Here is a 26460-nt window from a genome sequence, read left to right on the forward strand (position 1 = left end):
CGGGCGGTCATCGGCCGTGGTGGGGTGTATCGGGGCATTGTATCGTTACAGCTGGACTGCGTCTTTCAGTTCGGTCGCGCGGTCACGCAGCGTCTCGACCGCGCGCAGGACCAGTTCCTCGGTGGTGAACGACCCGTCCGTCTCGACGTGGAACACGAACGCGTTCGGCACGTCTGAAACCTCGACATCTTTGCCGGGGTAGCGGTTCCGGAGGTCGTTGTCGAACTCGTCTGTCGCGACGAGTTCGCCGTTGGTGGCGTCGCCGGCGGCGTGTTCGGCCGCCTGCTCTTCGATGACGCCACGCAGGATGTTCGGATCGTCGTCCTCGAACTCGCCGAGGTCGCCGACGACCTCCACCTGCTGGAGGTGTCGGTAGCCGACGGCCACGCCACCCTGATGTTTGGCGTGTTCCCGACCGGTGTCGAGGACGGCGTCGGCCTCGACTTCAAGACGTTGGCCCTCCTTGAGATCGATGATCGGGATGTTGTCGTCAGCGGCCTCGACCATCGGGTCCGAGGAAACGAGGTCACTGGAGTAGGCCGTGGCCGGCCCGTCGACGGACAGCGACAACGTCACCTCGTCGCCGATCTCGAAGTCGTCGAGGTCGGTCGTCAGCGGGACCAGTCCCAGTCGGAGACCGATCTGCTCGTTGAACATCACGCTGGTGTTCTCGATGACGCGGACGGTATCGATACTGAACGTCGGTACGTCCGCGACCATCGCTCGCCGGATGCCGTTGGCGAAAGCTGGCGTGATGCCGCGCACGAGGATGCGGGCCTCGCGCTCGCCGCGTTCGACGAACTCAACCTCGTAGTCCTGTGTCATTGGTTAGAATCCGGAGTTCTTGGGTGCACGAGTACCGTCGTGCGGGGTCGGCGTGACGTCCTCGATGCGACCGATCTCCAGACCCGCTCGGGCGAGTGCGCGAATCGTCGCCTGCGCACCCGGGCCGGGCGAGGTCTGGAGGTTGCCGCCGGGACCGCGGACCCGAACGTCGACGCCTTCGACGCCACGGTCGAGGGCCTTCTCCGCAACGACCTCAGCCATCTGCATCGCCGCGTACGGCGACGCCTCGTCGCGGTTCTGCTTGACGACCGTCCCGCCGGAGCTCTTTGCGAGCGTCTCTGCCCCGGTCTGGTCGGTGATGGTGATGATCGTGTTGTTAAACGATGCGTGCACGTGGGCGATGCCCCAGATGTCTTCGGTGTCTTCGCTCATTCTTGGGCCTCCGCGCGCTCAGGGTGGAGTTCGTCCGACAGCGAGCTGTGCTCGTCGAAGCCGACCGAGCTCTCGACGGCGGTCTCCACCGTCATTCCGGGTCGGGTAACTCGAGCGTCGTCCAGCACGATGTGTCCGTGGACGATGAACTGGCGGGCCTGCTCGGGCGTGTTCGCGTAGCCCTTGCGGTAAACGACCGTCTGCAGGCGGCGTTCCAGCACGTCGGTCACGTCGAGCGACAGCACGTCGTCGAGCTGGTCCTGCTCGTTGAGGATGCCGTAGCGCTTGAGCCGAGCGAGGAACTCCTCGGACTCAGTCTCGTGCTCGCCGGCGCTGCCCAGCAGCTTCCGGGCCTCACGACGGTAGCCACGAAGCTCGGACTGTGCGCGCCAGAGCTCTTCTTTATTTTTCAGGCCGTAGCGGCCGATGAGGTTGGCCTCGTCGGCAATGCGCTCGCCCTGGAAGGGGTGGTTCGGCGTCTCGTAGAACTTCGTGTTTGAGCCAAGTGCCATTATTCGTCATCCTCCGCGGCGGCATCTTCGGCCTGCTCTTCTTTGATCGCCTCGACGTTGACGCCGATGGTACCCTCCGTCCGGCCAGTGGACTTGGTTCGCTGTCCACGGACCTTCTGGCCGCGCTTGTGGCGGATACCGCGGTAGGAGTCGATCATCTTCATGCGGTTGATATCCTGCCGGCGGGTAAGCTGGAGGTCGTTGCCGGTCTCGTGGGTGGTCTCACCAGTGAAGTAATCCTTCTGGTGGTTGGCCATCCACTCGGGCACCTCGTCGGCGAAGTTCTCGACGTGGTCGACAACGCGCTCGATGACGTCGTCGTCGAGTTTGCCGAAGACAGCGCGCCGGTCGACATCCGCTTTCTGGGCGATGATTCGGGCGGCCCGATGGCCGATACCGTTCAGTTCTGTCAGTGCTCGCTCGACGGATTTCGTCCCGTCGAGGTCTGTCTGTCCGATACGGACGAAATAGCGGATGTCTTCCTCCTCTTCGGCATCCGCGTCCTCGCCCGCGTTGGGGTCTTCTGCACTCATATGTAGGTACTGATGGGTGAGCGTCGTGGCGGGGATTCGAACCCCGGAGGCTGTACGCCACAGAGTTAGCAACCCTGCGCCTTGGGCCAGGCTTGGCTACCACGACACGCGTTCTATGACACTCGCGCCCGCGGCACGCGGACTCGGGGGCCAATCCCCCTACACGAGTCTATCCGATTCTATTCCGGGGTTGTATTTAAACGCAACGAAGGTGGTCTGCCGCGTGAGTGTTCAACATGGCCACTGAGACATGTAATACCAAGTCCCACCATGTAGACGGCGGCCTAAGATATTCCCCGTGGGACTGCGTGCGTCCACACATGCACCGGCGCGTCGCCGATGGCGGCAGCACCGTCGACCCGACCAACCGAACGGCGGTCCGCGACCAGCTGGAACAGTTCGCAGGACCTGCCGCTGTGACCGAGGCAGACGACGGAACGCTCCGGGCTGAGTTCAGTGGCCGAACACACATCGCAGTGACTCCCGACGGAGCAATCGACACCGGAATGCCACTACACTCGTTCGACGGGATGCCGGAGCGGCTCGTGTTCAACCACGATAGCGGCGAGTTACGCGCAGAACTTGACAACGGCGGCGCCTACGTGTTTCGACGCCCCTGATCCAACATCGCCGCTGTACGTTTCCGCTTGATCGCGTGCCCGCATGCGCGATAGAGAGTTCGTCACACCGCTGGCGTCGTTCGACGGCTGCCGTGTCCGGCGGTGTCACAATCCTTATCGCACCTCCGGGACCTACTCCTGTGCATGAATACAGACGACGTACGCGAGCGCCTGCGAACGGTCGAGGACCCGGATCTGGGAGCCGACATCGTCTCACTCGGGCTGATTAACAGCATCGACGTGACTGACGACGAGGTCAGCATCGACCTGGCGCTCGGTGCGCCGTACTCGCCGACTGAGACGAGCATCGCGAACGAGGTCCGCGAGGCGCTGGGCGACACCGACCGCGAAATAGATCTCTCGGCGAGCGTCGACCGTGGCGTCCCGGAAGCGGAGGACCCACTTCCGAAAGTCAAAAACGTCATCGCGGTCGCCTCGGGCAAGGGCGGTGTGGGCAAGTCGACCGTCGCGGTGAACCTCGCTGCAGGTCTCGCGCGGCTCGGTGCCCGCGTCGGCCTGTTCGACGCCGACGTGTACGGCCCGAACGTCCCCCGGATGCTTGACGCCGATGAGCAGCCGCGTGCGACAGAAGACGAGGAGATCATCCCTGTGGAGAAACACGGGATGAAGCTGATGAGCATGGACTTCCTCGTCGGCAAGGACGACCCGGTCATCTTCCGCGGCCCGATGGTCGACAACGTCCTCACCCAGCTGTGGGACGACGTGCTCTGGGGCGAACTCGACTACATGATTGTGGACCTGCCGCCCGGGACCGGCGACACGCAACTGACGATGCTCCAGCAGGTGCCCGTCTCAGGAGCCGTCATCGTCACCACGCCGGAGGAGGTCGCGCTCGACGACGCCCGCAAGGGGCTCCGGATGTTCGGCCGCCACGAAACTCCCGTGCTGGGAATCGTTGAGAACATGTCGTCGTTCGTCTGCCCGGACTGTGGCGGCAAGCACGACATCTTCGGCAGCGGCGGCGGCCGCGAGTTCGCCGACGAGACGGAGATGCCGTTCCTCGGCGAGATTCCGCTCGACCCCGAAGTCAGGGAAGGGGGCACGACCGGGGAGCCGCTGGTCCTCGACGAGAACAGCGATGTCGGCGAGTCGTTCCGGGATATCGCCGCCCGCACGGCGAATATGCAGGGCATCATCCACCGGAAACGCCAGAGTGACAGCCAGCGTGCACAGCCAGAACAGTAGCGGGCAGTAACTGAAGAGAGCGGCCGCTCAGATGCCGCGGGAGACAGAGAGAAAGAACCGAGTTACGCTTCGACTGGGTTGTTCATCTTCCGGGTGACGTAGCCGGCGATGCGGTTGCGGACGCCCTTGGACTCGATGTTTGTCAGTTCCTCGACGACGTCTTTGTTGTGTTCGAAGTCTGCGCCGAAGGCGTCGGGGTATCGCTCCATGAGGAGCGTCCCGGTCTTCTTGACGTAGGCGGGTTTGATTGCCATGCGCGCTACTTGCTTGGTCGCACTCAAAAAGGGTTCGGAACGGACCACGCACGCGAACGTTTATCAGGAGGAACGGAGCGAGCCGGGACCGTGCGCTGACTGTCGCCGTGGCAGGTCCCGCGGAAGTGCGACACAGCCTGTCATGATATAGCGTGTGTCGCCTGCTTGCCCACCTACCACTCGGCATCGACCAGATCGCGGACCCGCTCGAAAGCCACCTGTTCGCGTTCGCTACCAGCTGTTTTGACAACTGACTCGAAGTACGCGATCCGGTCCAGCAGCGTCTCGCGGTCGTAGCTCGGCACGTCCAGCCGCGAGGCCGCGACGGTCGCCTCAACGACGGCGGCGTGGCCGCGGTTCGTCGTCGGCACGACGCGTCGCTCCACGGCGCTGTCAACGGGTTCGAGCGCCCACTCGACCCACTGGGTGTCGCCCTCCGTGCCGGCGTCTCGCCGGACGACGGTCACTTCGACCCACGCGTCCGCACTGTCCAGAATCGGCTCGTCTGCTTCCCGAACCGACAGCGCCGCCTCGGCGAAGTCCACCGGGTCCCGGGTGAACTGGACGTAGCCGCCGCCACGCTCCCGGAAGTTCCGCCAGGTCCGGGTCCGGCCCCACGTCGTCGCCGTGGCGGGCCCTTCGCCGTCGGGCGCGTGGACACCGAGGGCGGCGACGTTCCAGCGCTCGTTCGGTCCCAGCGTGGTCACGACGGTCTCGGAGACGCCAGCGAGCGCGACGGGCCATGCCGTCACGGAGCTACTGGAGTCACCCCCGTCACCCGCCGACGGTTCCCCGGTCACACGTCCAGCCCCCGCTCCAGCGCGACGAACAGCGCGCCCGCGACGATGTCGGCGGTCGTCCCGGGGTTGATGTCCCGCTCGACGAACTCCTCGGCCAGCGCCGTGGCGTCCTCCTCGCCGTCGAGAACGGCCTGCGCCCGGCGCTGTACTTCGGCGGCGGTCTCGCGGTCCTGTCGCGTGACGACGAAAGTGTCTACGTCCGCCGCGAGCAGTTCGAGGAAAGCGTCGGATGCGCGGTCGGCGACCGGGCCGGAGCCGGCCAGTATCGTCTCGCTGGCGTCGAACACGCGCTCGAAACCGGAGACCCATTCTGCGGCCACGCCGTCGACATCAGCGCTGGACGCCATCACGTCGAACAGCGTCATCTCGCGCGCTCGGAGTTCCGGGACGGCGTCGCTTCCGCGGCGAACGTCGAGCGGCTCCAGTCCGTCCGGCGGGTCGTCGACGGCTACGTCGACGTGCTCGAAAGCACGGTAGAACGCCGCCGCATCCTCGACGGTCGTCTCGCGGACCACGGCGTCGACGCCCGACGGCGTCAGTCGCCCGTCCGCGGCTGCGGCGGCAAGCGGCGTAAGCACCAGCAGGGCTCCGAACTGGGTATTTCCGCCGGACTGGCCCGACATCCCTTCGACCGCGGCCTCGAAGGCGGGACCGATGGGGTCGCCCGCGGCCGCGCGGTCGAGCCCCGGTCGCGCTCCGACAGCCCCGGCGACGAAGTGCTCGAACCGGAGATCGTCGTACTCCCGCTCGCGGTCGACGTTGCCGGGCTTCGGCGTGCCGGAGACCTCCAGCAGCAGCGCCAGCTGGGCGTTCTGTCCGACCGACCGCTCTGTCACGGTGACACCTCCGATGCGAACCACTCCGCTGTCGTCGCCCGGACCTCGTCGAGGACCGCCGGCCGGTCGCTCGCGCGACCGACGCTGACGGCGTCGGCGCCGTACGAGAGGTACTCCCGTGCGGTTTCTGCCCCACGAACGCCGTTGTTCGCGACGACGAACAGGTCGGTCGCGTCGGTCACCTCGTCGATAACGGACTCTGAATCCATCGCGTCGACGTGGAACAGGTCACCACCGGCCTCTTCGATTGCCTGTGCAACACCCGGGAGTGAGACACCGTCGAGTTCTGCACGCCCTTTCACCGAGACCGTCGCCCCTGTCGACGCTGCTGCTTCCACGAACGTCGCCAGTCGGTCCGGCTCCCGGAGTAGTGACTCGCCAGCACCGGCGGCGCACATCTCGTTCTGCCGGCAGTGGGCATTGATCTCGATGATTGCGTTGTGGCGCTGACAAACAGTAGCAGTACGTTCGACGGGGCCGAGTGTCGTGCTCCGGACGTTGAACGCGGGACGAAGCGGTGCGTCTACAAGCGAAGCCAACTGGTCGTCGACAAACGCAACCGGGTCGTCGGGCAGGAACTCGGAGCGGTCGCGGTCCACCATCGCCCGGGCGGCGTCGCGGGTCTGCTCGTCGAGTGCGATGCCGCCGAGGAACGCACACCCGACGTGGGACTCGACCGCACACGCCCACGATACGTCGGCCTCGCCGCTCAGACTCGCGAGGGCGACTCGCGGCTCGAACATCAGGTCACCTCCGCGAGCGCCTCCTCGACGGCGCGGTTCACCCGCTCGGCGTCGGCCGCGTCGTCAAGGGTGGTGTCGGTCCGAACGACCGGCACGTCAAGCGGCGTTGAGTCGTCGTCGTCCAGTACGAACGCGTCAGCGAAGGGGTATGCCTCGGCCACGCCAGCGGTACTCGGCTCAAGTCCGACGCCGGCCATCAGGTCCGCCGCTGGCCCCGAGAACACCGTGTCTTCGATGAATGGGGAGACAGAGACGACCGTTGTTTCGTGGAGTGCCTGCTCAATGTCGTTGATGGCCAGCATCGGGCCGAGCGAAGTTACAGGGTTCGACGGACCAATGACAACAGTATCGTCGAGCGCGGTCAGAACGGCGTCCGTCGCGCTGGCCGCGTCTGAGCCACGAAACACCACGTCCTCGACCGGCGGTTCCCCGTTATGGCCGACCCACCACTCTTGAAAGTGCATCGGCCCGGTCGGCGTGTGAATAATGGAAGCGACCGGGTCGTCGCTCATCGGGAGCAGCGTCCGGTCCAGTTCGAACGCGTCGGCGAGCGTGTGCGTAACCTCGGTCAGTGATCGGCCCTCATCAAGCAGCGAGGTGCGCGTGACGTGAATCGCGCGGTCGCGGTCGCCGATGTGCATGAACTCCGCGACACCGGAGAAGCGCCGCCAGCGAGCGATGTCACGCCCCGCTGTCTGTGCCTCGTCGGAGAGGTATCGTGGCCCGCCGTCAAGCTCGGCAGCGTCAGCGAGCCGCGTTAGTTCGGCGTGTGTCTCGGCGGTGTCGCCGTCGATACCCCACCACGTCTCCCGGTCGAGGACGTCACCCTCCAAGAACAGGACAGTATCGAGGTCCGGGCACACGAGGTGGCCTCCCAGTTCGATGTCGTCGCCGGTGTTGGCGACGACAGTCGTCGCCGCCGCCGCAAACACGTCGTCGGCACCAGCGAGGAGCTTCGGCGTTCCCGTCCCGCCGGCAAGAAACGTCACCATGTCTCGACGTAGAGGGAACTGACAGTATAAACGTGGTCACTGACACTGATGAGGTCTGGAAAGCGACCTTCTAGGAATACCCTTCTATTCAGAGAATCACAGCTGAGAACTGGGTGGGTAGAATGAAGAGGGTCGGTAAGATAGGCAGGGTAACGGGTGTTATGCCCATCGTGAATCCACACCGCTTCGCGCCTGCAGCCTCCAACGAAGAGTACGTCTACGGTTCCTGTGCGCCGGGCTGGCATACGGCCGCCACGCATCAGGACGCCCTCGATGAGTGGGTCGCACACATGCAGGCACACGACATCGAGCGGGTCTGCTGTCTGCTTCCCGGGCAACAACTCGACGACGCTGGGGCCAATATTCAGCGCTATCGGGAGGCCTTCGGAGCGTCATCAGTCCGCCACGTACCGGTTCCCGACCACCGACTTATTTCTCAAGACCGCCTCCACGACGATATCCTGCCGTTCCTGGTTGACGCCTGCGAGACAGAGGAACGGGTCGTCGTTCATTGCCTGGCCGGTATCGGTCGCACCGGCCAGGTACTCGCTGCCTGGCTGGTGTATCATTACGACTACGGTCCCGACCGCGCCATCGAGACCGCACAGGAGATGGGCCGCGACCCCAGAGATGCTATTAAATCGGGCAACGCGACTGAAGCAGAACTGTCCGATCTGCTATCATCAGTCGCACGCCTGTAGAAGAGAGCGTCGGAGTTCAATCTGTCTGCGGAAGGAGACGCGCACCGACCGCAAAGCCGACGGCGGCACAGACTGCGAGAACAGCCAGCGGGCCGAGCGCATCGCCAGTGCCGGTCGTCGCCGCACGGACGCCACGCGAGAAGTACGTCAGCGGCGAGAGCCACGTCGGCAACCACGCGGGCAGAAGCGTCTGCGGGACGAACGTCTCCGAAAGAAAGAGCAGCGGGAGCGCGAGACCGTTGCTCGCCGCGATGACGCCATCCTGTGAGTCCGCAAGGCTCCCCAGCATCGCGCCGACGGCACAGAACAGCGCGACACCAAGGCCGACGAAGGGCAGCAACAGACCGGATGGGCGGATTGTCGCGCCGGTGAGCCACACCATCAGGCCCAGAATCAGGAGACCGGCAATACCAATGATGACGACGTTGACGAGTGTCTGTGCCAGCAACCACTCGGTCCGGGTCAGCGGTGTCGTCGCCAGCTTCTCGAAGCGGTTCCCGTCCCGATGACGGGCTACCTCGCTTCCGACGCGAGACAGCGGCGTAAACAGGACGACGACGGCCAGATACCCCGGCGCATAGAAGCTCGGCGGCTCGGTGAACAGCCCGCCACCGCCCGGCTGGGTCTGGACCAGCACGCCGAAGATGACGACGATGATAACCGGGAAGAAGAACGTGAAGAAGACGGCTGTCCGTCGCCGGAGGAAGGCCAGCGACGCCGCACGCGTCTCCGCTGTGAGTCGCCCCAGTCGGCTCATTGGGCACCACCCGCGACCGGTCCCGTCTGCTGTGGTTCACCGCGCTGGCCGACGGCCGTCCCAGTGAGTTCGAGGTACACGTCCTCTAAGTCAGGCTGTTTCCAGGTCAGGCTGTCGTACTCGATACCCGCCTGCCCCAGTTCCTCGGTGATGTTTCCGATAGACTCCGGACGGATGCCGTAGACGACCAGCCGACCGTTCCGGATTGCCGTCTCCGCTGGGTAGTCAATGGCTGAAACGGCAGTTTCGTCGAAAGACCCATCAACGATGAGCTGGCTGTCACCGCCGTGCTCGGCCACGAGTTGGTCCGGAGAGTCGAGTGCGATGAGCGTCCCGTCAGCGAGGAGACCGACGCGGTCCGCGAGGCGCTGGGCCTCCTCCATATAGTGTGTCGTGACGAGTATCGTCACGCCGCGGTCGGCGAGCCCTTCCAGCAGTCGCCAGAGGTCCCGCCGACCGGCCGGGTCGATACCGGTGGTCGGTTCGTCCAGTACGAGAAGGTCCGGGTCGTTTATCAGTGCCGTCGCGACACAGGTTCGCCGCTGCTGCCCACCCGAGAGGTTCTCGTATGTTGTGCTGGCGGTGTCGGCCAGCCCCACATCGTCAAGCACGGCATCGACATCGCGGGTCCCGTCGTACAGGCCGGCGTAGTATTCCAGCAATTCCCGCGCCGTCAGCCGCTCGTGGGGCGAAAACGACTGTGGTAACAGGCCGATTCGGTCGCGAGCGACCGTTCTGGGCGACTGGCCGAACAGTCGTACGTCGCCAGTCGCGTCCGTCGTTCCGGTCAACGCCCGTACCAGGGTGGTCTTGCCAGCCCCGTTGGGACCGACCAGCGCGAGCACCTCTCCAGTGGTCGCCGTCAGCGACACACCGTCGAGTGCGACCGTATCGCCGTAGCGCCGCCCGACATCCGACGCGACCAGTACCTCGTCCATGCGCCCTCGTCCGGTCGGGTGGCCGAAAGCAGTTCCGTTCTCGTGCGACTAAGGGCTACACGTTGCGGCCACATTCCAGACAGACAGCGGGGAGCCACGGCTTGTCCGTGACGACTGGTACGCTGGTTTCACAGTGGTCACAGAATTCGGTTTTCGTCGCCATGTGCCGGAAGTGTCACAGCAGAACAATAAATAGCTTGTTGTGTGGCACTCTTTCACAAACAGGTGGTGGCTTCGCCGCAGTGTTTATTACCGGTCTTACTGTGGCCTGCTACGTGACGTGCGACCGTATCTCACGCACGATAGCGTCCACGTCGAACTCGTCGCCGGCCTCGGCCTTGTCGTAGACAGTCTCGTCATCGACACTGATCCTGAACACGCCGTGGTCACCCATGACCAGTCGGACGCTGTCGAGTTCCCGCTCGAGTCCCGACAGAATCGCCTGCTGGACACGTACTGCCCGCTCACGGAAGCCACAGGGAACGCAGTATTCAATTTCGACAGTACTCATACCGTCTTCCACGCCTGTCGGCCTGAAAGCTCTATCGTCGGCCGATCAGCGTTCGGAGTCGCCCGACGAGCGTCACGTCGAACCGATGGACGCCGTACAGCAAACCGACCGAGGTGACGAACACCACCGTCGAGAGCCCATACGACTGAGACAGCGCCGCCTGCGACAGCGTTGCGCCAACACCCACGAACCCGCCCAGTATCGACGCGATAATCGGGAGGACACAGGAGACACAGGAAAAGAGACCGACGATGCCGCCCACCGCACCGCCGCTCGCGTCGACAGCGGTCACGAATACCAGATACGAGAGCGTCAGGTAGCCGGCGACCTTCCACGGGATGAGCACCACGCTGAGGGTCGCGCCGCTGAACACCACCGTCGGCGAGAACCCGGGCGGGGCTTGCGTGACCAGTCGGAGACCGGTTCCCTGACCGCCCGTTCCGTACACGCCGCCGACGTACCCCAGCACGAACAGATAGCCAAGAGCGATAACTACACTGCCGACCGTCCGACGGCGGCCGGGCAGTTCCGGACGCACTCGCAGGAACACGAGGCCGGCGATGTTGAGCCAGATGAACGGGAACGCCAGCAGAAACGGGTCCGTCGCGGGCTGAGCCGTGTTGACGATATAGCCCAGAATGAGGATGACCTCCGCGTTCAAGACGGCCGCCAAGATGACCAGCGAGCGCGTGTCCGGTATCGCGTCTCGGAGGGTCGCTGTCGTGGTGCTCATAGGGCCAGTGCATCGATGACGATGGCTATCAAGACCGCTCCGAGATAGGCGTTCGACGCATGGAACGCTCGGAACGCCGCCGCTTCAGTCTGCTCGCGGTGGAGTAAGATAACTGCCCAGAGGAACACTGCACCAAGCAACACCGACGTGACGGCGTACAGCCAGCCCAGCGGCGTGAGCACGCCCAGAACACCTGCTGCGATGAGCGTCGCTCCGAGATAGTAGACGATGTGCTTGCGCGTCTCCGTCTCGCCGCGGACGACCGGCATCATCGGGAAGCCGCCAGCCTCGTAGTCGTCCTTGTACGCGAGCGCGAGATTGTAGAAGTGCGCCGGCGTCCAGAGGAAGATGACCACCGCGAGGACGACGCCGGGGAGGCCGACCGACCCGTCGGCGGCGACCCAGCCGATAAGTGCCGGCAGTGCACCCGCAGCCCCGCCAAGGACAGTGTTCTGGACGGTGTTAGGCTTCAGCACGAGCGTGTAGATAACGCTGTAGAACACAATCGCGGTCAGTCCGAGCAGGGCCACGAGCGCGTTCACCTGCCAGAACAGCCACAGCGAGGCGAGCGACAGGAGGAGTCCGAACGCCAGCGCGTTCCGGACCGGCACTTGGTGGGTCGCGATAGGACGGTCCGAGGTCCGGTCCATCCGCTTGTCGATATCGCGTTCGAGAACGTGGTTGAACGTCCCCGACGCGCCGATAGAGAGGACGCCGCCCCCGAGGGTGAGTAGCACCGTCCGAACGGTGAGCGTCTGGCCCGCCGCGAGCGCCATCCCGGCGGCGGCGACCAAGCACAGAAGCCACATCAGCCGGGGCTTCATCAGGCGGAAGTACGCAGACGCGGTCCCGACGAGGCGTTCGCGGAGGGAGAGTGTCGTGGGCCGGCCGGCGGCTTCGCCTCCGGTCGGTTCCGGCGCAGGTGTCGGGTTCTTCACCGGAGTCTCGTCGTCACTGCCCGTCTCAGCTTCGAGGTGCCACGCCAGAGCCAGCACGAACGAACTGAAGATGCCCATCCCCAGCGCGAGGTGGGCACCGGGGAGTGCCGTCTCGGTGCTCGTCGCGACGACAGCTCCCAGCGCAATCTGGACCGGGTACAGCGCAGTGCCGAGGAGGATAGCTGCCCTGACACGGCCACGACAGCCGGAGCGAAGCCCGATAACGGCGACGGCCACCACGAGGAGGCCGACGGCGGCCGCGACGAGTCGGTGGCCCCAGGCGACCAGCAGGGCCGTGTTCGTCACGTCGACCGGTCCGTCACACAGCGGCCAGGTCGTACAGGCTGCTGCCGCGTCCGTGAGCGTTGTTGTCGCGCCGGCGAGGACTAACAAGTACACGCCGACAGCGGTCGCGGCGAGCAGCCCGGTAAAGGTCCGGCTCTCTGCCATTATTGTATCCTTCGATGCTGGCCACTTAGACCTCGCGATTCCGCTGTCTCTATCCGGAGCGGTGCTGCTTCCCTATTGCTGCAAATCGAGGGGCTACGGAGAAGACAGCAGTTATTTATCTCCGAAATCCTAAGCCGCACCCATGACCCGGAAACGCGCCGGTCTGGTCGCTCTGTTCGGTGCTGCGTTGCTCGCACTCGCCGCCGAGCCGGCCGCCGCCGCACAGATTCAGGACTCGACAACGGATAGCCTCATCTGGGGGCTGAACATGAATCTCCTGTACGTCGCTATCCCAATTACGGTCCTTGTCGAAGGGATTCTGATCTACACCGTCTGGCGGTTCCGTAACCAGGAGGAGGCGCTTCCCACACAGGAGAACCGCCGACTCGAAGTGACCTGGACCATCGCGACGGCAATCATTCTCCTGTTCGTCGGCGTCGCTTCCTATCAGGTGATGGCCAGCCCGTACGTCACCGCTGAGGCCGGTGATCAGGCTGCACTGCAGGAACAGGACACTGAGCTCATTACCGTCGAGGCCCAGCGGTACGGCTGGACGTTCTACTACAACGAATCGAGCTGGGACGGCGAGGCGGAAGTGACCACTAGAACGGACCTGAAGATACCGGCTAACCAGGACGTATCCTTGCGCGTGACATCGGCTGACTGGCTACACGCGTTCCACGTTCCCGGACTCGGACTGAAGTCCGATGCGTTCCCCGGTCAGTACAACCGTCTCCGAACCAGCGCGAGTAATACCGGCACATACCAGCTCTACTGTGCCGAGTACTGCGGCTCGGGTCACTCACAGATGCTCGGAACCGTTGAGGTCGTCCCGCAGGACGAGTACGAGGACTGGCTGGCAGAACAAAAGAGCGGCGGCGACTCCGAAGGCAGCAGCGAGTAACGCGGTAACTGAGCGGCTTTTTGTTTCGAGAGCTGCCGAGTCACGGAGTATCACGCTCATCCAAAAAACCGCGAATTTCCGGCACGGTGACGGTGAATATAGGTCAGACGAAATCGAAGGCAGAGACGACTGAGCCGACCTGCCATTCTGTCACTGAACGCTCCATCTTTCAGTTACTTCGCCGTTTGAGTCCGCTGTCAGATTCACGCTTTGGTGGCTGGTGACCTCTCACTGACTACTTCCTTGCTGTCGGCAGATAGGCTGATTCGACAGGTCTCAGTGTCTACCTCGCGGTTGGTCCGGACTGATTCGCTTTGCTGTATTGAAACCTCCTTTTTTCGCAGGTGCGGATTAGCACAACGTCGCCCGAAAAAGCACCTGCGACTTGGACTGTCACGAGTTTCGATCCGGCACACATCGATAGTAAGCGTTCCGCTGTCGCTACCTCGGAAGGCGGCATCCCGGTTTCAGTGTCGGTGTTGCTCGGCGTTTCTGTCGCCTTCGGTGCTGAAGAGTCGTCTTCGGTTGTACCGTCAAAGGTCCACCCGCCACAACCGGAGAGAGATTGAGAGGAACTGTCGGCGATTCATGATAGCTGGTGAGACCGGTTGTGTAAGTGTCTTGTGAGGGGCAGGAGAACAGCTACTGGTTTAGCCACGCTATGAGAGGCCAGCATGCCGGGGAACGCTATAGACTGATTGAGTACTGCCACCAGCGAGTTCCCAACCGATCGCAGAGAACAACGGGACAGCGACGGCACTGCTTGCATTTGGACGGAAGCGTAGAATCTGAACAGAGAGGAAACGGTGGCAGCAAGACAGCACTCACGAGCAGCCCGGCGGTCAGAACAATTGCCGCGTCGGTCGTCCAGACCGGCCTCTATCCGCAGATGTTGGCAGTCGCGTACACGTTGCCGGTGTCGGTTATCTCCACGCCGATGCCGACGAGGTTGGCGTTGCGGAGCGTGAGCCGTTCGCGGTAGTCCGGCCACGCCATCCAGTCATCGACAATCTGCCTTGCGACTTCCTTGTCGGTGGCGTGGAACTGCTCCTCGCCGTTCTCCTCGTACGTTTGGCCGGCGACTGTCTTCTCAACCGCCTCGAACCGGTTCCGATCCGGTTGCTCTATGTACTCGCCCTCTGCGGAGTCGAACGTACACCGGTCGTAGAGGCCGGTGTTCTCGTATCGGTCCTTACTGGAGACACCGTCAACCTTGTGGATTGCCTTCCCTTCGATGGCCATCTGCTTGCTGTGGTTCTTTGCCATCTCATTGAGGTCGTTTTCGGTCCGAAGCCCAGATTCGAACGGTGGAACACCCGCGGCTTCGCGTTCCTCGTTGAGGAACTGCCGGATGTAGCTCGAGACGTTCTGTTCGTTGAACTCCCGTGCCGGGATCGACTCCTGCTGTGGGGTCGCTGTCTCGGTCAGTGTCCCATTTGATTCCGGCGTTGCTGTCGGCGTCGTACTGTTACCGGCTGTCGCCGTCGCCGTTGAACTACCGCCATTACTACCCCCGGTATCGCTCTGTGAATCCGTTGTCTGTGTCGGTGTGTCCGCTGTCCCGCCTGCAAACTGTGCTCCGATAAGAACGCCTGTCCCTAGAGCCACGAGGAGCACCACGGCAGCAATAGCGAGTAACCCTTTCTTTACCATATGCCACGGGTAGATTACAGAGGTATGTAAGCTTGATTCTTCATATATTTCATTCAATTATCACCTTCCCGCTGTCGGCGGTGACGATAACCCATATATGCCACGGGCGGCCACTGCCGGTATGGTCGAGAACGTTATCTGGCCGGCGGCGCTTGACGCCAACCGTTCGCGAAGCGACGGGCGTCGTGTGGCACTAGATTTGGCCGTCGAGGAGCCGACTGTCGACGAGATCGCGAAAGCTGTCCAGCAGGTCGGGTACGACGCGGTCATCGAGCGAGACAAGGCGTATCCACGGGAGTACGAGGCCCGCGGGCGAGTCGTCGTTAAGGACGCGGACGATGCGACGAAAAGCGACCTGCTCGGGGCTGTGGCAGCCTACATGCAGGCGCTCCGTGAATGAAGCGTCTCGGCACCGTTTCGCGGGTCGCACAGGGGCTGGCCGTCGTCCGGGCACCTGACGACGAGTACGCATCCGTTGGAACCGACGTGGTCGACGAGGAACTCCAGGCCGTTGGCTCCGTTGTCGACGTGTTCGGTCCGGTCGAACGCCCGTATCTCGCAGTTTCGCCGAACGATGGCGTACATCTTCCAGCGCTGGTCGGTACGGTCCTGTACGCGAGGTGACACCTTCTGACCTGTCCACACCTGCTTCGTAACGCTCAAACCGGTTCCTGCAGGACGTGTGTGCATGGAGCGACGGTGGCGAATCCTCGGCGGTTGTGGCCTCATCGCTGGTATCTTCCTGTTCGTCCAGCTCGGTGCGCTGGCGCTGGTCCAGCCCTTCGAATCGGCCGGTTACCAGGCCGTCGAAGACCCGTCTGACCCCACGAACAGCCTCATGTACATCGGGGCGATTCTGGTCGCGACGGCCGTTATGTTGCTTGCCTTCCGCTACGACGTGGACCAGCTTATCCGCGGGCTTATCATCTTCTCTGCAGCCTGGCTCTCTCTGTACGTGTTTCAGGTGCTGGTGCCACCGGTGGTCACCTTCGGCGGCATCAACGTCGTTGCCGGCCTGTTAGCGCTGGGCCTGGGGACGGCGCTGCTGGTCTATCCCGAGTGGTACGTCATCAACGGTGCCGGTGCGGTGATGGGGGCCGGCGCCGCCGGCCTGTTCGGTATCAGTTTCGGGGTGTTGCCAGCGCTCGTCCTGCTAACTGTTCTCGCAGTGTACGATGCGATCAGCGTCTACGGGACTGAGCACATGCTCACGCTGGCCTCGGGCGTTATGGACCTCAGGGTCCCCGTTGTCCTCGTCATTCCGATGACGCTGTCGTACTCCTATCTCGACGCAACGACACCGGACCCGATGGCAGAAGACGAGACGAGTGACGGGTCCCAAACGGCGGACGATACGGCCGGGGGGCCGGCGACCGCGGAGTCCGGGGCCGGCGCGGATAGTCCAGCAGTTGCGGATGGGAGCCAGCCGGCGGAACATCCCGACGAAGCAGACGAGAGTGCCGACGGTCACGCCGACCCGCTGGAGCGCGACGCGCTGTTTATCGGTCTCGGTGACGCCATCATCCCGTCGATACTCGTCGCCAGCGCCGCGTTCTTCGCCTCGTCGGACGTACTGACGGTACTTGGCATCCCGCTACCGGCGCTGACCGCGATGGTCGGGTCCTACGTCGGCCTGACGATACTGCTGTGGATGGTGCTGAAAGGGCGCGCACACGCAGGCCTCCCGCTGTTGAACGGTGGAACTATCGCCGGCTACGTCATCGGCGCACTCGCCGCCGGCATCAGTCTGGTCGACGCTCTCGGACTTGGTCCGTACCTCTAAGTCCTGCGACTGTTACCGACCGGTCAGGGCTTTGCTCGCAGGTGCGAATTCGATCTCCTCGCCTCGGCCCTCTGCCTTCGCCCGCTCGTACAGCAGATGACCGGCAGCGACGGTTTCGATGGCTGTACCACCGGAGTCGAAGACTGTAATCTCCTCAGGTGACTGCCGCCCGTGCGCGTTTCCGGCAACGATGTCACCGAGTTCAGCATGGACGTGGTCTTCGTCGACAACTCCCGCGTCGAGGGCGTTGATGAACGACCCGGCATCCTGTGTCACCCGTTCGTGCAAGTCCGGAACGTACGTGGCGCGTTCGATTGTCGTCGCGTCAAGTTCGTTCTTTTCGGGGTGATACTGGCCCATCGCAGTCACGTGGGTTCCCGGTTCGAGCAGGTCGCCGTCGAACACTGGTTCGCTCGCGTTGGTTGCCGTGATGACGACATCGGCCCCTTCGATTGCTGCGGCCGGGGACGCGACGGCCGCCACTGTCGGGTCCAGCGCGTCGTTCATTTCCGCGGCGAAGGACTCCCGGTTACTGGCCGTCGGCGAGTACACCTCGATGCGGTCGAAGTCGCGGACCGTCGCTGTCGCACGGACTTGGCCGCGGGCCTGTGCACCGCTGCCGATGACCGCGAGGTCGCTGGCGTCGCGGCGGGCCAGTGCGTCGACACCGACGGCCCCGGCTGCGCCGGTCTTGTGAGGGTTCATACTTGCACCGTCAAGGACAGCAAGCGGGTCGCCGCTGTCGGCGTCGAAGATCGGGAGCGTAAAGTGTGCATCCCGTCCGTTGAAGCCGGCCGCGTAGGTGTACCCACCCATCGCACCGGTGTCGGGGAGAATCGCGAGATAGCCCGTCAACATACCGGCGGGTTCGTCCGAAAACAACGTTGTTCTGGGCGTCGCCGGGGCACCGTCGCCACGCTGGCGGTACCCCTCCCGGACGACATCGACGTACTCGGCGGGTTCAGCGAGGTCGGCAACCTCGTCGCTCTGCAGGAACAGCGCTGTCGCATCTGTTGTCATACTCCGTCGTTTGGGCGACCGACTCTTATACTGTCCGGCGGTGACCAATCTGTTCGAGCGGCGCACGGTCAGCGGATGTCTATCAAAAACAGGAGAAGTTATCGACGGGGTGCCGTCTAATCCGCTGTCTGTAGCGGGTCTGACTGCGCGCCTTGCTGGGTCGACGCGTCGCTTGGGACCGGGTCGACGGGGGCACGGACGAACATCGCATGGCCGATGAGGCCAACTGTTACGACAGACGCCATCGGAATCGCCGTCGTCAGTTCGAAGCCGGCAACGAGCAGAGAGGCAGTGATGCCAGCCATGGCGAGCGGAATGAGCCCGAGAATGATGTCGTAATAACCCGTCATAAGTATAAGCTATTTTAGGGCAGCGGAGTATATGAATGTTTCCCTAAAACACGGGATAATGCACACAGTGGCCCCTACAAATTTACTCAGTACCCGTCAGGTAACAATCTCATAAGTTATGAGTGGGATAGCGGGGGAAAGTATATGTATTATAATTCCTGTGTACGGTTCACAATATAAGGACAAAGCGGGCAGGTATCGCTAGTCCGCGGCCACAGTCTGCCAGTGGTATCTTCACACAAAAACGAAACTAAGTGGCTACGAACCAGTATACAGTAACCGTTGTACCAGCTATCTGTTTCTCGGGATAAAACCCACCTACACGCCTTTTTTCAGAATTTGAGAACTAGATTAGCGGATTAGTGCCGTGATAATGCCGCCTATTTTCTCCGATGATAACTGGGTCCATGTGCTTATTAGGTACGCAAGGATACGTTAAATCGGAGAAAAACGGAACACCGATTCCAAACGAGACAATGAGCACGAACGCAACGGACAACACGACGGACGCCGCGACCGACGACGAAGAACGACGATACGCCGAACTGAACATCGGGGACGAGGAATTCGTAATTTACGACCGAGAGAACCACCAAGCATGGATCCAGTCGACAGAGTCGCTTGAAGTCACCGACCTGCGATAGTCCGTCATCGGCACCGCATCTCCGCTGCGAGCCCTTATTTTGCGATTGCAATCGCGCCCCGCCAGAGCACCAGCAGCACGCCACCGACGAGCACGGATACGAGTGCGAATGTCAGCGCCGCATTACCGGGGAACAGCGCCGTTGACCGAAGGCCCTGTGCGATCCCAACTGCCAGCGTCCACCCCACGATAGTGCGCCCGAGAGCGGTTCGAACCGTCGCGGTTGCGGCGGCGGTGTACAGTCCCCCAAATCCCGCGACGATGAGCCAGCCGATATAAAAGGGCGTCAGCGTCCCGGCGAACCGACCGGGATTGAGTATCGGATTGATACCGTGGGTCACCTCGCCCACGCCGACGAACACGGCAATCGCCAGCAGGTCGCCGACAGCGAGCAGTGCCGTCCGAGTGGACAGTTCGATACGACCGTTCCCCACCGTCGAGACGCTCATACAGGACGTTCCGGCTCCGGACACTTCGCTCTCCCGGATTCGACGACGGCGGCTGGTTCCCTGGAATAGGGACCAGTACTGATTACACTGGGCGGGCCGTTCAGTTGTACCATGGAGTTCACACTGCTCAGTTGGCCCGAGGACGGGCACCGACTCCGACTGGACCACGAGCAGTTCGCGTACGCGGGGAAGTTCGTGATGACTTCGACCGGAAAGGCCGTCGTCGGAGACGATGGGGTCGTGGCCGCGGCTGCGTTCGATGCCGACCGGACGGACCCCGACACGCTCTGTGTCCGGTACATCACCGTTCGGCAGGACCGGCAGGGGGACCGGCTCGGTGCCCGTCTCCTCCGATTCGTCCGGGAACGGGCCACGGACCGAGGTTTCGAACGGGTGTCCATCGGCGTCAACAACCCCTTTTCGTATCAGGCCGCCTACCGGGCCGGGTTCTGCTTCAGCGGCGCGGAGTCGGGGATGGCCGAACTCGACCTCGTCTGGCCAGGCGACCGCAGTACCGGGCGGTATCAGGCCGGGCTTGACCTGTTCCGCGAGCGCGACCTCTCTCCAGAAGAGGAGTCGTTCCTCGCGGCGAAGGCCGACACCGACCCGCCATCTATCCTCGACGACTGGGCCGACCGGTCGGCCGCACGGACTGACTGAACCGCTCGACCCGTATCATCTCGGCTTGGAGTCGTCCCATCTCCGGGAGATTCAAGCGGCTGTCGGCCGAAGGCCAGTCAATGGGAAACGCTGATTTACGGTCGCTTGCGGCGCTGTCGGACGTGTCGTTCGGCGACCTCGGCGGGAGCGTCGTTGCGGTGGACGCCCACAACTGGCTCTATCGCTATCTGACGACGACAGTGAAGTTCACCAGTGAGTCGAAATACACCACCAGCGACGGCGAGGAGGTGGCAAACCTCATCGGCGTCGTTCAGGGCCTGCCGAAGTTCTTCGAACACGACATGACGCCGGTGTTCGTCTTCGACGGGGCAGTCACCGATCTCAAAGACGATGAGGTCGAGAAGCGCCGCGAACAGCGAGAGCGGTACGAGTCCGAACTCGAAGCGGCCCGCGAAGCGGGTGACAGCACCCGTGTCGCCAAGCTCGACTCGCGAACCCAGCGACTGACCGACACTATCGTCGATACGACGCGGGACCTGCTTGCGCTACTCGATGTCCCGATTGTCGACGCTCCGGCGGAAGGCGAGGGGCAGGCGTCGGTGATGGCCCGGCGGGGCGACGTGGACTACGTCGGGACCGAGGACTACGACGCCCTGCTCTTCGGTGCGCCGATGACACTCCGCCAGATTACGTCGAAGGGCGACCCGGAGCTGATGGACTTCGAGGCCACGCTCGAAACCCACGACCTCACCTGGGAGCAACTGGTCGACGCCGCCATCCTGATGGGGACGGACTTCAACGAGGGCATCTCCGGCATCGGACCGAAGACTGCGGTCAAGGAACTCCGCGAGCACGGCGACCTCTACGCCGTGCTGGACGCCCGCGGCGACCACATCGACCACGCCGACCGCATCCGGGACCTGTTTCTCGACCCCGCCGTCACCGACGACTACGAGATTCCGGACAGCCTCGACCCGGACGTCGACGCCGCCCGCGCGTTCGTCACCGAGCAGTGGGAGGTCGACGCCGACGAGGTCGCCCGCGGGTTCGAGCGCATCGACGAATCGCTCGTCCAGACCGGGCTGGACCGGTGGGCGTGACAGCGAAAAGCCACGGCCGACCAGTAGCGCACTAAAAACGACTCCGGACGATTTCAGTTCAGACGACCGATTCGACCGTTTCGATCTCGTCGAGCGTGCGGTTCCGGATGGCCTCGCCGCTGGCCGTGTCGAAGAGGTGAATCGCGTTCTCGGGGAACCGGACTTTGACGCGCTGGCCGGCCTTGAGCTGTTTCATTCCACCGACCGTCGCGATGAACTGGTCGTCCATCGACTCGTCGAACTGCAGGTGGGCCGTGTTCTCGTTCCCGCGTGGCTCGACGACGTGGACCGTCGAGTCGAACACGTTCGGACCGGCGTCGCTCTGAACGAACTCGATGTCTTCGGGTCGGATGCCAAGCGTGATGTCAGTCGTTCCTTCCACCTGAGCGACCGTCTCGTCGCTGAGTTCGTACTCGAACCACTCGCCTTTGAGCGTCGACCCCTCCAGCGTCATCGGGAAGAAGTTCATCGACGGCTCGCCGATGAAGCCGGCGACGAAGAGGTTGTTCGGCTCGTGGTAACACTCCAGGGGCGTCGCACACTGCTGGAGGACGCCGTCGTTGAGGATGGCGATGCGATCGCTCATCGTCATCGCCTCCGTCTGGTCGTGGGTGACGTACACCGTCGTCACGTCGAGGTCGTGCTGGAGCTCCTGCAGTTCGGTCCGCATCTCGGCTTTGAGCTTCGCGTCAAGATTCGCCAGCGGCTCGTCCATCAGGAACACTTCGGGGTCCCGGACAATCGCGCGGCCCAGCGCCACGCGCTGTTGCTGGCCGCCCGAGAGTTCGCCGGGCTTGCGGTCGATGAGGTCGAAGATGCCCATGTCCTTACACGCCTGCTCGACGCGCTCGTTGATCTCGTCGTCAGGCATGTCCGTCGATTCCTCCAGCCCGAACGCCATGTTCTCCCGCACGGTCATGTGGGGGTACAGGGCGTAGGACTGGAACACCATCGCCACGTTCCGGCGGGCCGGCGGCTGGTCGTTGATGATCTGGCCGTCCAGCCGGATCTCGCCGCGCGTGATGTCTTCGAGCCCGGCAATCATCCGCAGCGTCGTCGATTTCCCGCAGCCAGATGGACCGACGACACAGAGGAACTCGCCGTCCTCGATGTCGACCGATACCTCATCAACCGCGATGATTTCGCCGTCGTCGTCTTGGAACGTCTTCGTTACCTCGTCCAGTGTGAGTTGTGCCATTGTGAATGTCTCCGTGATTATTCTCCAGCGACGCCTTTCGCGAACTGTTCGCCGAACAGGATGTAGACGAGCAGCGTCGGAAGTGCTGCGACGATGGCCCCTGCCATCGTGGTGTTAAACGACTGGACGACCCCGCCAGTGAGCGCCGCGAGGCGCTGGGTCGCCACCTGCGAAGCCGGTTCGTTGACGAGTACGAGCGCGAACAACAGGTCGTTGTACACCTGCGTGAACTGGTAGATGAGCGTCACCGCGAACATCGGCAGCGACAGCGGGAGGATGATGTTGCGGTAGATGCTGAACGCGCTCGCGCCGTCGAGGCGAGCGGCCTCAATCATCTCGTCGGAGATGGTCTGATAGTACGACCGGAACAGCAGCGTACAGATCGGAATACCGTACGCCGCGTGTGTGATCGACAGCTGCAGCAGCTGTACGTACCCGTTACGGCTCGGATACTGCCAGTTACCGCCCGTGATGAAGCCAAAGACGGTGTTGACGAAGCCGTTGAGCAGCCCCGGAAGCACCTGGAACCAAAACTGTGACAGCGGGACCAGCACGGCCTGATAGGGGATGAAGATGCCCGCGATGATGAGGACGACCACGCCGACCTGGCCGCGCCAGCTAATCGTCGTCAGTCCGTACGCAGTCAGGCTCCCGAGCAGCGCCGACATGAGCGTCGCGGGAATCGCCATCAGCAGCGAGTTCAGCAGTCCCGGCCGAAGCGTGTTCCAGGCAGTGGCGAGCGCACTGAGTGTGAAGCCGTCACCGCCCGGCGGCGCGAACGGGAGCGTTCGGGCGAACGCGCTCTCGGTCTTGAACATCGTCATCACGGCCGTCTCCACCGGGAAGAGGTAGAAGACGATGCCCGCCAGCAGGAGGGCATACAGGCCGAGACGGCTATTCTCTGTACTTCGGAGTTCGTCGATGAAACCTCCGTCTCTAATGCTCATAGTTCACCCCGTCGGTATTCGCTGTAGAGGTACGGTCCGATGACCAGCAGTGCGAGAGCAAACAGCACGATAGCGACGGCGGACCCGTACGCCCACTGCAGGCTGTCGAACGCGACCCGATACATCATCGTCGCCAGAATGTCCATATTCGCCCCCGGCTGTGAGCCACGGAGCGCGTAGATGAAGTCGAACGCTTTCAGCGCAAACACCATCAGCACCACTGACGCAGACACGGCGGAGGCGCGGAGTTGCGGGATGATTACCCGTGCATACAGCCGCACTGTGGACGCGCCGTCGACCCGCGCAGCCTCGTAGTGTTCGGTCGGAATCGCTCGGAGGCCAGCGAGGAAGACGACCATCGCGTAGCCGCTGAACTGCCAGATGAGCGCGAAGATGACCGCCGCCAGCGCGGTCGTGTTCCAGGAGAGCCACTGAATAACCTCGGCGTTGACCCCGGCCGGGCGGAGCAGTCCCACGATGGCTCCTTCGAGGTTGAACAACCGGAGGAACTGATTGAGCACGCCGTTGCGGGCGTTGTACACCCACGCCCACATCGTCGCCGTGACGACGAACGAGAGGCTCATCGGGAGCAGGTAGATGGTCCGGAACGTATTCTCGAAACGTATCTGCTGATCGATGAGGATGGCCACGAACAGGCCAAGCGCCAGACAGAGGACGGTGAACACGACAAGCAACACTACCGTGTTCTGTGCCGCCTGCCAGAACGCCCCATCGCTCAGCAGACGGCTGTACATGCTGAAGTCGAAAGTCTCGTACTGCGCACCGCCAAGACCGTTGTAGTCAGTCAGCGACAGGAGGAAGTTCCAGGCGATAGCGCCGTAGACGAAAAAGCCCGCAAACAGGACTGGCGGCAGCCAGAACGGGGCGGATTCGATGAGTTCCCACTCGACCGGCAGTGAGTTCCGGATCGAGTCTCTCCGGGTCGTTTTCACCGTCGCTCCGCCGTCTGTTGCCAGTTGATCGCCGTCCGATTCGTCTCTCGATACCGCCGACCGGAGCCGACCCCCGGTGGCGAGGAGTCTACTGAGTATCTCGCGCATGGTTTGTCAGTGGTTCGCCGACGTGAGTTCGCCGTCCATCGTCCCGACGGATGTGTCGTCAGTCACATAGGCTCGCCAGCCAGCACGCGCGGAAACCACGCGATCCGCACAGCCTGTCGCACCAACACAGGCTGGCGGCCGACGTGGGTACGCTGGGTGACGGGTGTGCCATCCCGTCGTCGTGCCGGACGGGCGAGCGGTTGCAACGCGGCGGGTACACCGGCTGCGAGCGATCGCGAGGGTCACGTCCGTCGGTGTCCCATTGGCCCCGACAGCCGACGACGGCAGCAACACACTGCAGTCACCGGATGTCGTGGGGCATCGGTCATGAACGTCTCTGTGGCGTCGAACTCATGGTAAGTGGAGAGAGATTCTACTTAATATTTCCGAATGATAATACACGTTTATCCAAGTCCTGAGTTCTGAACCCCACGGTCTCTGCTGGCTGACTAGGGACTCGGTGCAGCCCGTGAGTGACTGTCCCGGCGGTTACGGGGCTGTACCGAGTGCTGTCCCGACTCGTACCGGTGGGTTTTACGACCGGGCGGACCACCCCCCGGACGTATGACCGACGAGTACCGGACAGAGCAGGATAGCCTCGGTGAGATGCAGGTGCCAGCCGACGCGTACTGGGGGGCCCAGACCCAGCGCGCCGTCGAGAACTTCCCAATCAGCGACGTTACTTTCGGGCGGCGGTTCATCCGCGCCCTCGGCGTCGTGAAGAAGGCGGCCGCACAGGCGAACCGCGACCTCGGAACGATTCCGGAGGACAAAGCGGACTGTATCGTTGAAGCCGCCGACGAGGTCATCGCCGGCGAGCACGACGACCAGTTCCCCGTCGACGTGTTCCAGACCGGGTCGGGCACGTCCTCGAACATGAACGCCAACGAGGTCATCTCGAACCGCGCCACCGAACTGTACGGCGGCGACATCGGGACCCGCGAGATTCACCCGAACGACCACGTCAACTTCGGCCAGTCCAGCAACGACGTGATTCCGACGGCGATGCACGTCGCCTCGCTGGAGGCGGTCGAGAAAGACGTAATTCCCGGCCTGAAGACGCTGCGCGACGAACTCAAAGCCAAGGAAGACGAGTTCGAGAACGTCGTCAAGACCGGCCGGACCCACCTGCAGGATGCGACCCCGGTGACGCTCGGTCAGGAGTTCTCCGGCTACCGCACGCAGGTAGAGAAAGGCATCTCCCGCGTTCAAGACGTTCACGGTCGCCTCTCCGAGCTCGCGCTCGGTGGGACCGCGGTCGGGACCGGGCTGAACACGCATCCCGAGTTCCCGGCGAAGGCCGCCGAGTACATCAGCGAGGAAACCGGGCTGGAGTTCCGCGAAGCGGACAACCACTTCGAGGCCCAGGCCGCCCACGACGCAATGTCCGAAGCCCACGGTGCGCTCCGGACGGTCGCCGGCTCGCTGAACAAGATCGCCAACGACCTCCGACTGCTCGCCTCCGGCCCGCGTAACGGCCTCGGCGAGATCGACCAGCCGGAGAACCAGCCCGGTTCCTCGATTATGCCCGGGAAGATCAACCCCGTCGTCGCTGAGGCGGTCAATCAGGTCCACAAACAGGTCGTCGGCAACGACGCAGCCGTCTCGGCCGGCGCGGCCGAGGGCCAGATAGACCTGAACCTCTACAAGCCCGTGCTGGCATCGAACTTCCTGCAGTCGGCCAAGCTCATCGCCAACAGCAGCGCGGTGTTCGGCGAGAAGTTCGTCGCCAAGCTCGAGGCCGACGCCGACCACTGCGCCGAGCGCGTCGAACAGAGCATGGCGCTGGCGACGGCGCTCAACCCTGCCATCGGCTACGACAAGGCGAGCAAGGTCGCGAAGAAAGCACTCGCCGAGGAGAAGACCATCCGCGAGGTTGTTCTGGAAGAGGGCTATCTCGACGAGGACGAGGTCGACGACGTGCTCGACCCCGAGAAGATGACGAAGCGTGGTATCCTCGGCGACGAGTAGCGAGGAAGCGACCGTAGG

The 26460-nt window shown here is 63.3% G+C and carries 33 protein-coding genes and 1 tRNA gene; 11 read left to right on the forward strand and 23 right to left on the reverse strand.

Annotated elements, in window-relative coordinates; genetic code table 11:
- Nucleotides 1-45: 45 nt before the first annotated feature.
- The 5 genes from DVK00_RS09475 to DVK00_RS09495 form a co-directional block, all read right to left on the reverse strand.
- Nucleotides 46-825, reverse strand: a complete 780-nt coding sequence (locus DVK00_RS09475) for a DNA-directed RNA polymerase subunit D (protein WP_004593560.1) — start codon at nt 823-825, stop codon at nt 46-48.
- A 3-nt stretch (nt 826-828) separates the two neighbouring features.
- Nucleotides 829-1218 (reverse strand): 30S ribosomal protein S11, encoded by a 390-nt coding sequence (locus tag DVK00_RS09480; RefSeq protein WP_005535604.1) that lies wholly within the window; start codon nt 1216-1218, stop codon nt 829-831.
- A complete protein-coding gene (locus DVK00_RS09485; RefSeq protein WP_004593562.1) occupies nt 1215-1730 on the reverse strand; it encodes a 30S ribosomal protein S4 in 516 nt (171 codons plus the stop codon). The genes DVK00_RS09480 and DVK00_RS09485 overlap by 4 nt, the downstream gene beginning before the upstream one ends.
- Nucleotides 1730-2263 (reverse strand): 30S ribosomal protein S13, encoded by a 534-nt coding sequence (locus tag DVK00_RS09490; protein WP_053966998.1) that lies wholly within the window; start codon nt 2261-2263, stop codon nt 1730-1732. The genes DVK00_RS09485 and DVK00_RS09490 overlap by 1 nt, the downstream gene beginning before the upstream one ends.
- Nucleotides 2264-2284: 21 nt before the next feature.
- Nucleotides 2285-2369: transfer RNA gene (locus tag DVK00_RS09495), tRNA-Ser, on the reverse strand.
- 214 nt (nt 2370-2583) lie between these two features.
- Between DVK00_RS09495 and DVK00_RS09500 the strand changes: the two genes are divergently transcribed.
- Entirely contained in the window at nt 2584-2883 is a 300-nt protein-coding gene (locus tag DVK00_RS09500; protein ID WP_121511047.1) for a hypothetical protein, read from the forward strand.
- Between the two features lie 144 nt (nt 2884-3027).
- Nucleotides 3028-4089, forward strand: coding sequence for an Mrp/NBP35 family ATP-binding protein (locus tag DVK00_RS09505; RefSeq protein WP_121577638.1), 1062 nt, complete (start codon nt 3028-3030; stop codon nt 4087-4089).
- Between the two features lie 62 nt (nt 4090-4151).
- On the opposite strand, the gene DVK00_RS09510 is transcribed toward DVK00_RS09505, so the two are convergent.
- From DVK00_RS09510 to cofD, 5 genes are all read right to left on the reverse strand, one after another.
- Nucleotides 4152-4343 (reverse strand): 30S ribosomal protein S17e, encoded by a 192-nt coding sequence (locus DVK00_RS09510; RefSeq protein ID WP_004516807.1) that lies wholly within the window; start codon nt 4341-4343, stop codon nt 4152-4154.
- Nucleotides 4344-4516: 173 nt separating this feature from the next.
- On the reverse strand, nt 4517-5143 hold the full coding sequence (locus tag DVK00_RS09515) for a DUF447 domain-containing protein (protein WP_101349502.1): 627 nt from the start codon (nt 5141-5143) through the stop codon (nt 4517-4519).
- A complete protein-coding gene (locus DVK00_RS09520; protein ID WP_101349501.1) occupies nt 5140-6003 on the reverse strand; it encodes a triphosphoribosyl-dephospho-CoA synthase in 864 nt (287 codons plus the stop codon). Before DVK00_RS09520 ends, DVK00_RS09515 begins: the two co-directional genes overlap by 4 nt.
- On the reverse strand, nt 5976-6722 hold the full coding sequence (locus tag DVK00_RS09525; RefSeq protein WP_121536529.1) for a tRNA-dihydrouridine synthase: 747 nt from the start codon (nt 6720-6722) through the stop codon (nt 5976-5978). The genes DVK00_RS09520 and DVK00_RS09525 overlap by 28 nt, the downstream gene beginning before the upstream one ends.
- Nucleotides 6722-7714 (reverse strand): 2-phospho-L-lactate transferase, encoded by a 993-nt coding sequence (gene cofD / locus DVK00_RS09530; protein WP_101349499.1) that lies wholly within the window; start codon nt 7712-7714, stop codon nt 6722-6724. Before cofD ends, DVK00_RS09525 begins: the two co-directional genes overlap by 1 nt.
- Nucleotides 7715-7875: 161 nt before the next feature.
- Here cofD and DVK00_RS09535 point away from each other — a divergent pair, with 161 nt between their 5' ends.
- Nucleotides 7876-8415 carry a dual specificity protein phosphatase family protein gene (locus tag DVK00_RS09535; protein ID WP_121511050.1) on the forward strand — a complete coding sequence of 180 codons (540 nt, stop codon included), beginning with the start codon at nt 7876-7878 and terminating at the stop codon, nt 8413-8415.
- Between the two features lie 16 nt (nt 8416-8431).
- On the opposite strand, the gene DVK00_RS09540 is transcribed toward DVK00_RS09535, so the two are convergent.
- The 5 genes from DVK00_RS09540 to DVK00_RS09560 all read right to left on the reverse strand — a co-directional run bounded on the left by DVK00_RS09540 (nt 8432) and on the right by DVK00_RS09560 (nt 12742).
- Nucleotides 8432-9172, reverse strand: coding sequence for an ABC transporter permease (locus tag DVK00_RS09540; RefSeq protein ID WP_101349497.1), 741 nt, complete (start codon nt 9170-9172; stop codon nt 8432-8434).
- On the reverse strand, nt 9169-10110 hold the full coding sequence (locus DVK00_RS09545) for an ABC transporter ATP-binding protein (RefSeq protein ID WP_101349496.1): 942 nt from the start codon (nt 10108-10110) through the stop codon (nt 9169-9171). The genes DVK00_RS09540 and DVK00_RS09545 overlap by 4 nt, the downstream gene beginning before the upstream one ends.
- Nucleotides 10111-10381: 271 nt before the next feature.
- Entirely contained in the window at nt 10382-10621 is a 240-nt protein-coding gene (locus DVK00_RS09550; RefSeq protein WP_121536527.1) for an Rdx family protein, read from the reverse strand.
- A 31-nt stretch (nt 10622-10652) separates the two neighbouring features.
- Nucleotides 10653-11354: an ABC transporter ATP-binding protein gene (locus tag DVK00_RS09555; protein ID WP_101349494.1), complete on the reverse strand. Its 702-nt coding sequence runs from the start codon at nt 11352-11354 to the stop codon at nt 10653-10655.
- Nucleotides 11351-12742 carry a heme o synthase gene (locus DVK00_RS09560; RefSeq protein ID WP_121511053.1) on the reverse strand — a complete coding sequence of 464 codons (1392 nt, stop codon included), beginning with the start codon at nt 12740-12742 and terminating at the stop codon, nt 11351-11353. The genes DVK00_RS09555 and DVK00_RS09560 overlap by 4 nt, the downstream gene beginning before the upstream one ends.
- Before the next feature lie 142 nt (nt 12743-12884).
- On the opposite strand from DVK00_RS09560, the gene coxB reads away from it, so the two are divergent.
- Nucleotides 12885-13646 carry a cytochrome c oxidase subunit II gene (coxB, locus tag DVK00_RS09565; RefSeq protein WP_053966110.1) on the forward strand — a complete coding sequence of 254 codons (762 nt, stop codon included), beginning with the start codon at nt 12885-12887 and terminating at the stop codon, nt 13644-13646.
- A gap of 879 nt (nt 13647-14525) precedes the next feature.
- Here coxB and DVK00_RS09570 read toward each other — a convergent pair.
- Nucleotides 14526-15299 (reverse strand): CAP domain-containing protein, encoded by a 774-nt coding sequence (locus tag DVK00_RS09570; RefSeq protein WP_101349492.1) that lies wholly within the window; start codon nt 15297-15299, stop codon nt 14526-14528.
- 121 nt (nt 15300-15420) lie between these two features.
- Between DVK00_RS09570 and srp19 the strand changes: the two genes are divergently transcribed.
- The 3 genes from srp19 to DVK00_RS09585 all read left to right on the forward strand — a co-directional run bounded on the left by srp19 (nt 15421) and on the right by DVK00_RS09585 (nt 17082).
- Nucleotides 15421-15699, forward strand: a complete 279-nt coding sequence (srp19, locus tag DVK00_RS09575; protein WP_101349491.1) for a signal recognition particle subunit SRP19 — start codon at nt 15421-15423, stop codon at nt 15697-15699.
- A complete protein-coding gene (locus DVK00_RS09580) occupies nt 15696-15923 on the forward strand; it encodes an H/ACA ribonucleoprotein complex subunit GAR1 (RefSeq protein ID WP_101349490.1) in 228 nt (75 codons plus the stop codon). Before srp19 ends, DVK00_RS09580 begins: the two co-directional genes overlap by 4 nt.
- A 64-nt stretch (nt 15924-15987) precedes the next feature.
- Nucleotides 15988-17082: a presenilin family intramembrane aspartyl protease PSH gene (locus DVK00_RS09585; RefSeq protein WP_121577639.1), complete on the forward strand. Its 1095-nt coding sequence runs from the start codon at nt 15988-15990 to the stop codon at nt 17080-17082.
- 12 nt (nt 17083-17094) lie between these two features.
- On the opposite strand, the gene DVK00_RS09590 is transcribed toward DVK00_RS09585, so the two are convergent.
- Nucleotides 17095-18102, reverse strand: coding sequence for an ornithine cyclodeaminase family protein (locus DVK00_RS09590; protein ID WP_121577640.1), 1008 nt, complete (start codon nt 18100-18102; stop codon nt 17095-17097).
- Between the two features lie 116 nt (nt 18103-18218).
- On the reverse strand, nt 18219-18452 hold the full coding sequence (locus tag DVK00_RS09595) for a hypothetical protein (RefSeq protein ID WP_101349487.1): 234 nt from the start codon (nt 18450-18452) through the stop codon (nt 18219-18221).
- 476 nt (nt 18453-18928) lie between these two features.
- Here DVK00_RS09595 and DVK00_RS21695 point away from each other — a divergent pair, with 476 nt between their 5' ends.
- Entirely contained in the window at nt 18929-19096 is a 168-nt protein-coding gene (locus tag DVK00_RS21695) for a hypothetical protein (RefSeq protein ID WP_199722452.1), read from the forward strand.
- A 34-nt stretch (nt 19097-19130) separates the two neighbouring features.
- Here DVK00_RS21695 and DVK00_RS09600 read toward each other — a convergent pair whose 3' ends face one another.
- The gene (locus DVK00_RS09600; RefSeq protein WP_101349486.1) at nt 19131-19544 is read right to left on the reverse strand and encodes a DUF3054 domain-containing protein; all 414 of its coding nucleotides are present in this window, start codon (nt 19542-19544) and stop codon (nt 19131-19133) included.
- Nucleotides 19545-19655: 111 nt separating this feature from the next.
- Here DVK00_RS09600 and DVK00_RS09605 point away from each other — a divergent pair, with 111 nt between their 5' ends.
- Nucleotides 19656-20204 carry a GNAT family N-acetyltransferase gene (locus tag DVK00_RS09605; protein WP_121511060.1) on the forward strand — a complete coding sequence of 183 codons (549 nt, stop codon included), beginning with the start codon at nt 19656-19658 and terminating at the stop codon, nt 20202-20204.
- 80 nt (nt 20205-20284) lie between these two features.
- A complete protein-coding gene (gene fen / locus DVK00_RS09610) occupies nt 20285-21265 on the forward strand; it encodes a flap endonuclease-1 (protein WP_121577641.1) in 981 nt (326 codons plus the stop codon).
- Nucleotides 21266-21323: 58 nt separating this feature from the next.
- Here the strand turns inward: fen and DVK00_RS09615 are convergent, their stop codons facing one another.
- Genes DVK00_RS09615 through DVK00_RS21170 form a run of 4 tightly spaced genes read right to left on the reverse strand, consistent with a single transcriptional unit; the run spans nt 21324 to nt 24765 of the window.
- Nucleotides 21324-22463, reverse strand: a complete 1140-nt coding sequence (locus DVK00_RS09615; protein ID WP_121577642.1) for an ABC transporter ATP-binding protein — start codon at nt 22461-22463, stop codon at nt 21324-21326.
- A gap of 17 nt (nt 22464-22480) precedes the next feature.
- Nucleotides 22481-23410: a carbohydrate ABC transporter permease gene (locus DVK00_RS09620; protein ID WP_101349482.1), complete on the reverse strand. Its 930-nt coding sequence runs from the start codon at nt 23408-23410 to the stop codon at nt 22481-22483.
- Nucleotides 23407-24471, reverse strand: a complete 1065-nt coding sequence (locus DVK00_RS09625) for a carbohydrate ABC transporter permease (RefSeq protein ID WP_121511063.1) — start codon at nt 24469-24471, stop codon at nt 23407-23409. The genes DVK00_RS09620 and DVK00_RS09625 overlap by 4 nt, the downstream gene beginning before the upstream one ends.
- Before the next feature lie 6 nt (nt 24472-24477).
- A complete protein-coding gene (locus tag DVK00_RS21170) occupies nt 24478-24765 on the reverse strand; it encodes a hypothetical protein (protein WP_147435160.1) in 288 nt (95 codons plus the stop codon).
- A gap of 270 nt (nt 24766-25035) precedes the next feature.
- Between DVK00_RS21170 and DVK00_RS09630 the strand changes: the two genes are divergently transcribed.
- On the forward strand, nt 25036-26442 hold the full coding sequence (locus tag DVK00_RS09630) for a class II fumarate hydratase (RefSeq protein WP_101349480.1): 1407 nt from the start codon (nt 25036-25038) through the stop codon (nt 26440-26442).
- Nucleotides 26443-26460: the final 18 nt, after the last annotated feature.

It is taken from the genome of Haloarcula sp. Atlit-47R (assembly GCF_003665985.1).
In the GTDB taxonomy this organism is placed as follows: Archaea; Halobacteriota; Halobacteria; order Halobacteriales; family Haloarculaceae; genus Haloarcula; species Haloarcula taiwanensis.

Coding starts and splice junctions, on each gene's coding strand:
- DVK00_RS09630 (WP_101349480.1), top strand. CDS start 25,036: ATGACCGACGAGTACCGGACAGAGCAGGATAGCCTCGGTGAGATGCAG.
- DVK00_RS09585 (WP_121577639.1), top strand. CDS start 15,988: ATGGAGCGACGGTGGCGAATCCTCGGCGGTTGTGGCCTCATCGCTGGT.
- DVK00_RS09545 (WP_101349496.1), bottom strand. CDS start 10,110: ATGGACGAGGTACTGGTCGCGTCGGATGTCGGGCGGCGCTACGGCGAT.
- srp19 (WP_101349491.1), top strand. CDS start 15,421: ATGGTCGAGAACGTTATCTGGCCGGCGGCGCTTGACGCCAACCGTTCG.
- DVK00_RS09485 (WP_004593562.1), bottom strand. CDS start 1,730: ATGGCACTTGGCTCAAACACGAAGTTCTACGAGACGCCGAACCACCCC.
- DVK00_RS21695 (WP_199722452.1), top strand. CDS start 18,929: ATGAGCACGAACGCAACGGACAACACGACGGACGCCGCGACCGACGAC.
- cofD (WP_101349499.1), bottom strand. CDS start 7,714: ATGGTGACGTTTCTTGCCGGCGGGACGGGAACGCCGAAGCTCCTCGCT.
- DVK00_RS09600 (WP_101349486.1), bottom strand. CDS start 19,544: ATGAGCGTCTCGACGGTGGGGAACGGTCGTATCGAACTGTCCACTCGG.
- DVK00_RS09500 (WP_121511047.1), top strand. CDS start 2,584: ATGCACCGGCGCGTCGCCGATGGCGGCAGCACCGTCGACCCGACCAAC.
- DVK00_RS09490 (WP_053966998.1), bottom strand. CDS start 2,263: ATGAGTGCAGAAGACCCCAACGCGGGCGAGGACGCGGATGCCGAAGAG.
- DVK00_RS09505 (WP_121577638.1), top strand. CDS start 3,028: ATGAATACAGACGACGTACGCGAGCGCCTGCGAACGGTCGAGGACCCG.
- fen (WP_121577641.1), top strand. CDS start 20,285: ATGGGAAACGCTGATTTACGGTCGCTTGCGGCGCTGTCGGACGTGTCG.
- DVK00_RS09550 (WP_121536527.1), bottom strand. CDS start 10,621: ATGAGTACTGTCGAAATTGAATACTGCGTTCCCTGTGGCTTCCGTGAG.
- DVK00_RS09570 (WP_101349492.1), bottom strand. CDS start 15,299: ATGGTAAAGAAAGGGTTACTCGCTATTGCTGCCGTGGTGCTCCTCGTG.
- DVK00_RS09555 (WP_101349494.1), bottom strand. CDS start 11,354: ATGAGCACCACGACAGCGACCCTCCGAGACGCGATACCGGACACGCGC.
- DVK00_RS09560 (WP_121511053.1), bottom strand. CDS start 12,742: ATGGCAGAGAGCCGGACCTTTACCGGGCTGCTCGCCGCGACCGCTGTC.
- DVK00_RS09590 (WP_121577640.1), bottom strand. CDS start 18,102: ATGACAACAGATGCGACAGCGCTGTTCCTGCAGAGCGACGAGGTTGCC.
- DVK00_RS09535 (WP_121511050.1), top strand. CDS start 7,876: ATGCCCATCGTGAATCCACACCGCTTCGCGCCTGCAGCCTCCAACGAA.
- DVK00_RS09480 (WP_005535604.1), bottom strand. CDS start 1,218: ATGAGCGAAGACACCGAAGACATCTGGGGCATCGCCCACGTGCACGCA.
- DVK00_RS09625 (WP_121511063.1), bottom strand. CDS start 24,471: ATGCGCGAGATACTCAGTAGACTCCTCGCCACCGGGGGTCGGCTCCGG.
- DVK00_RS09510 (WP_004516807.1), bottom strand. CDS start 4,343: ATGGCAATCAAACCCGCCTACGTCAAGAAGACCGGGACGCTCCTCATG.
- DVK00_RS09620 (WP_101349482.1), bottom strand. CDS start 23,410: ATGAGCATTAGAGACGGAGGTTTCATCGACGAACTCCGAAGTACAGAG.
- DVK00_RS09605 (WP_121511060.1), top strand. CDS start 19,656: ATGGAGTTCACACTGCTCAGTTGGCCCGAGGACGGGCACCGACTCCGA.
- DVK00_RS09595 (WP_101349487.1), bottom strand. CDS start 18,452: ATGACGGGTTATTACGACATCATTCTCGGGCTCATTCCGCTCGCCATG.
- DVK00_RS09525 (WP_121536529.1), bottom strand. CDS start 6,722: ATGTTCGAGCCGCGAGTCGCCCTCGCGAGTCTGAGCGGCGAGGCCGAC.
- DVK00_RS09475 (WP_004593560.1), bottom strand. CDS start 825: ATGACACAGGACTACGAGGTTGAGTTCGTCGAACGCGGCGAGCGCGAG.
- DVK00_RS09580 (WP_101349490.1), top strand. CDS start 15,696: ATGAAGCGTCTCGGCACCGTTTCGCGGGTCGCACAGGGGCTGGCCGTC.
- DVK00_RS09615 (WP_121577642.1), bottom strand. CDS start 22,463: ATGGCACAACTCACACTGGACGAGGTAACGAAGACGTTCCAAGACGAC.
- DVK00_RS09540 (WP_101349497.1), bottom strand. CDS start 9,172: ATGAGCCGACTGGGGCGACTCACAGCGGAGACGCGTGCGGCGTCGCTG.
- coxB (WP_053966110.1), top strand. CDS start 12,885: ATGACCCGGAAACGCGCCGGTCTGGTCGCTCTGTTCGGTGCTGCGTTG.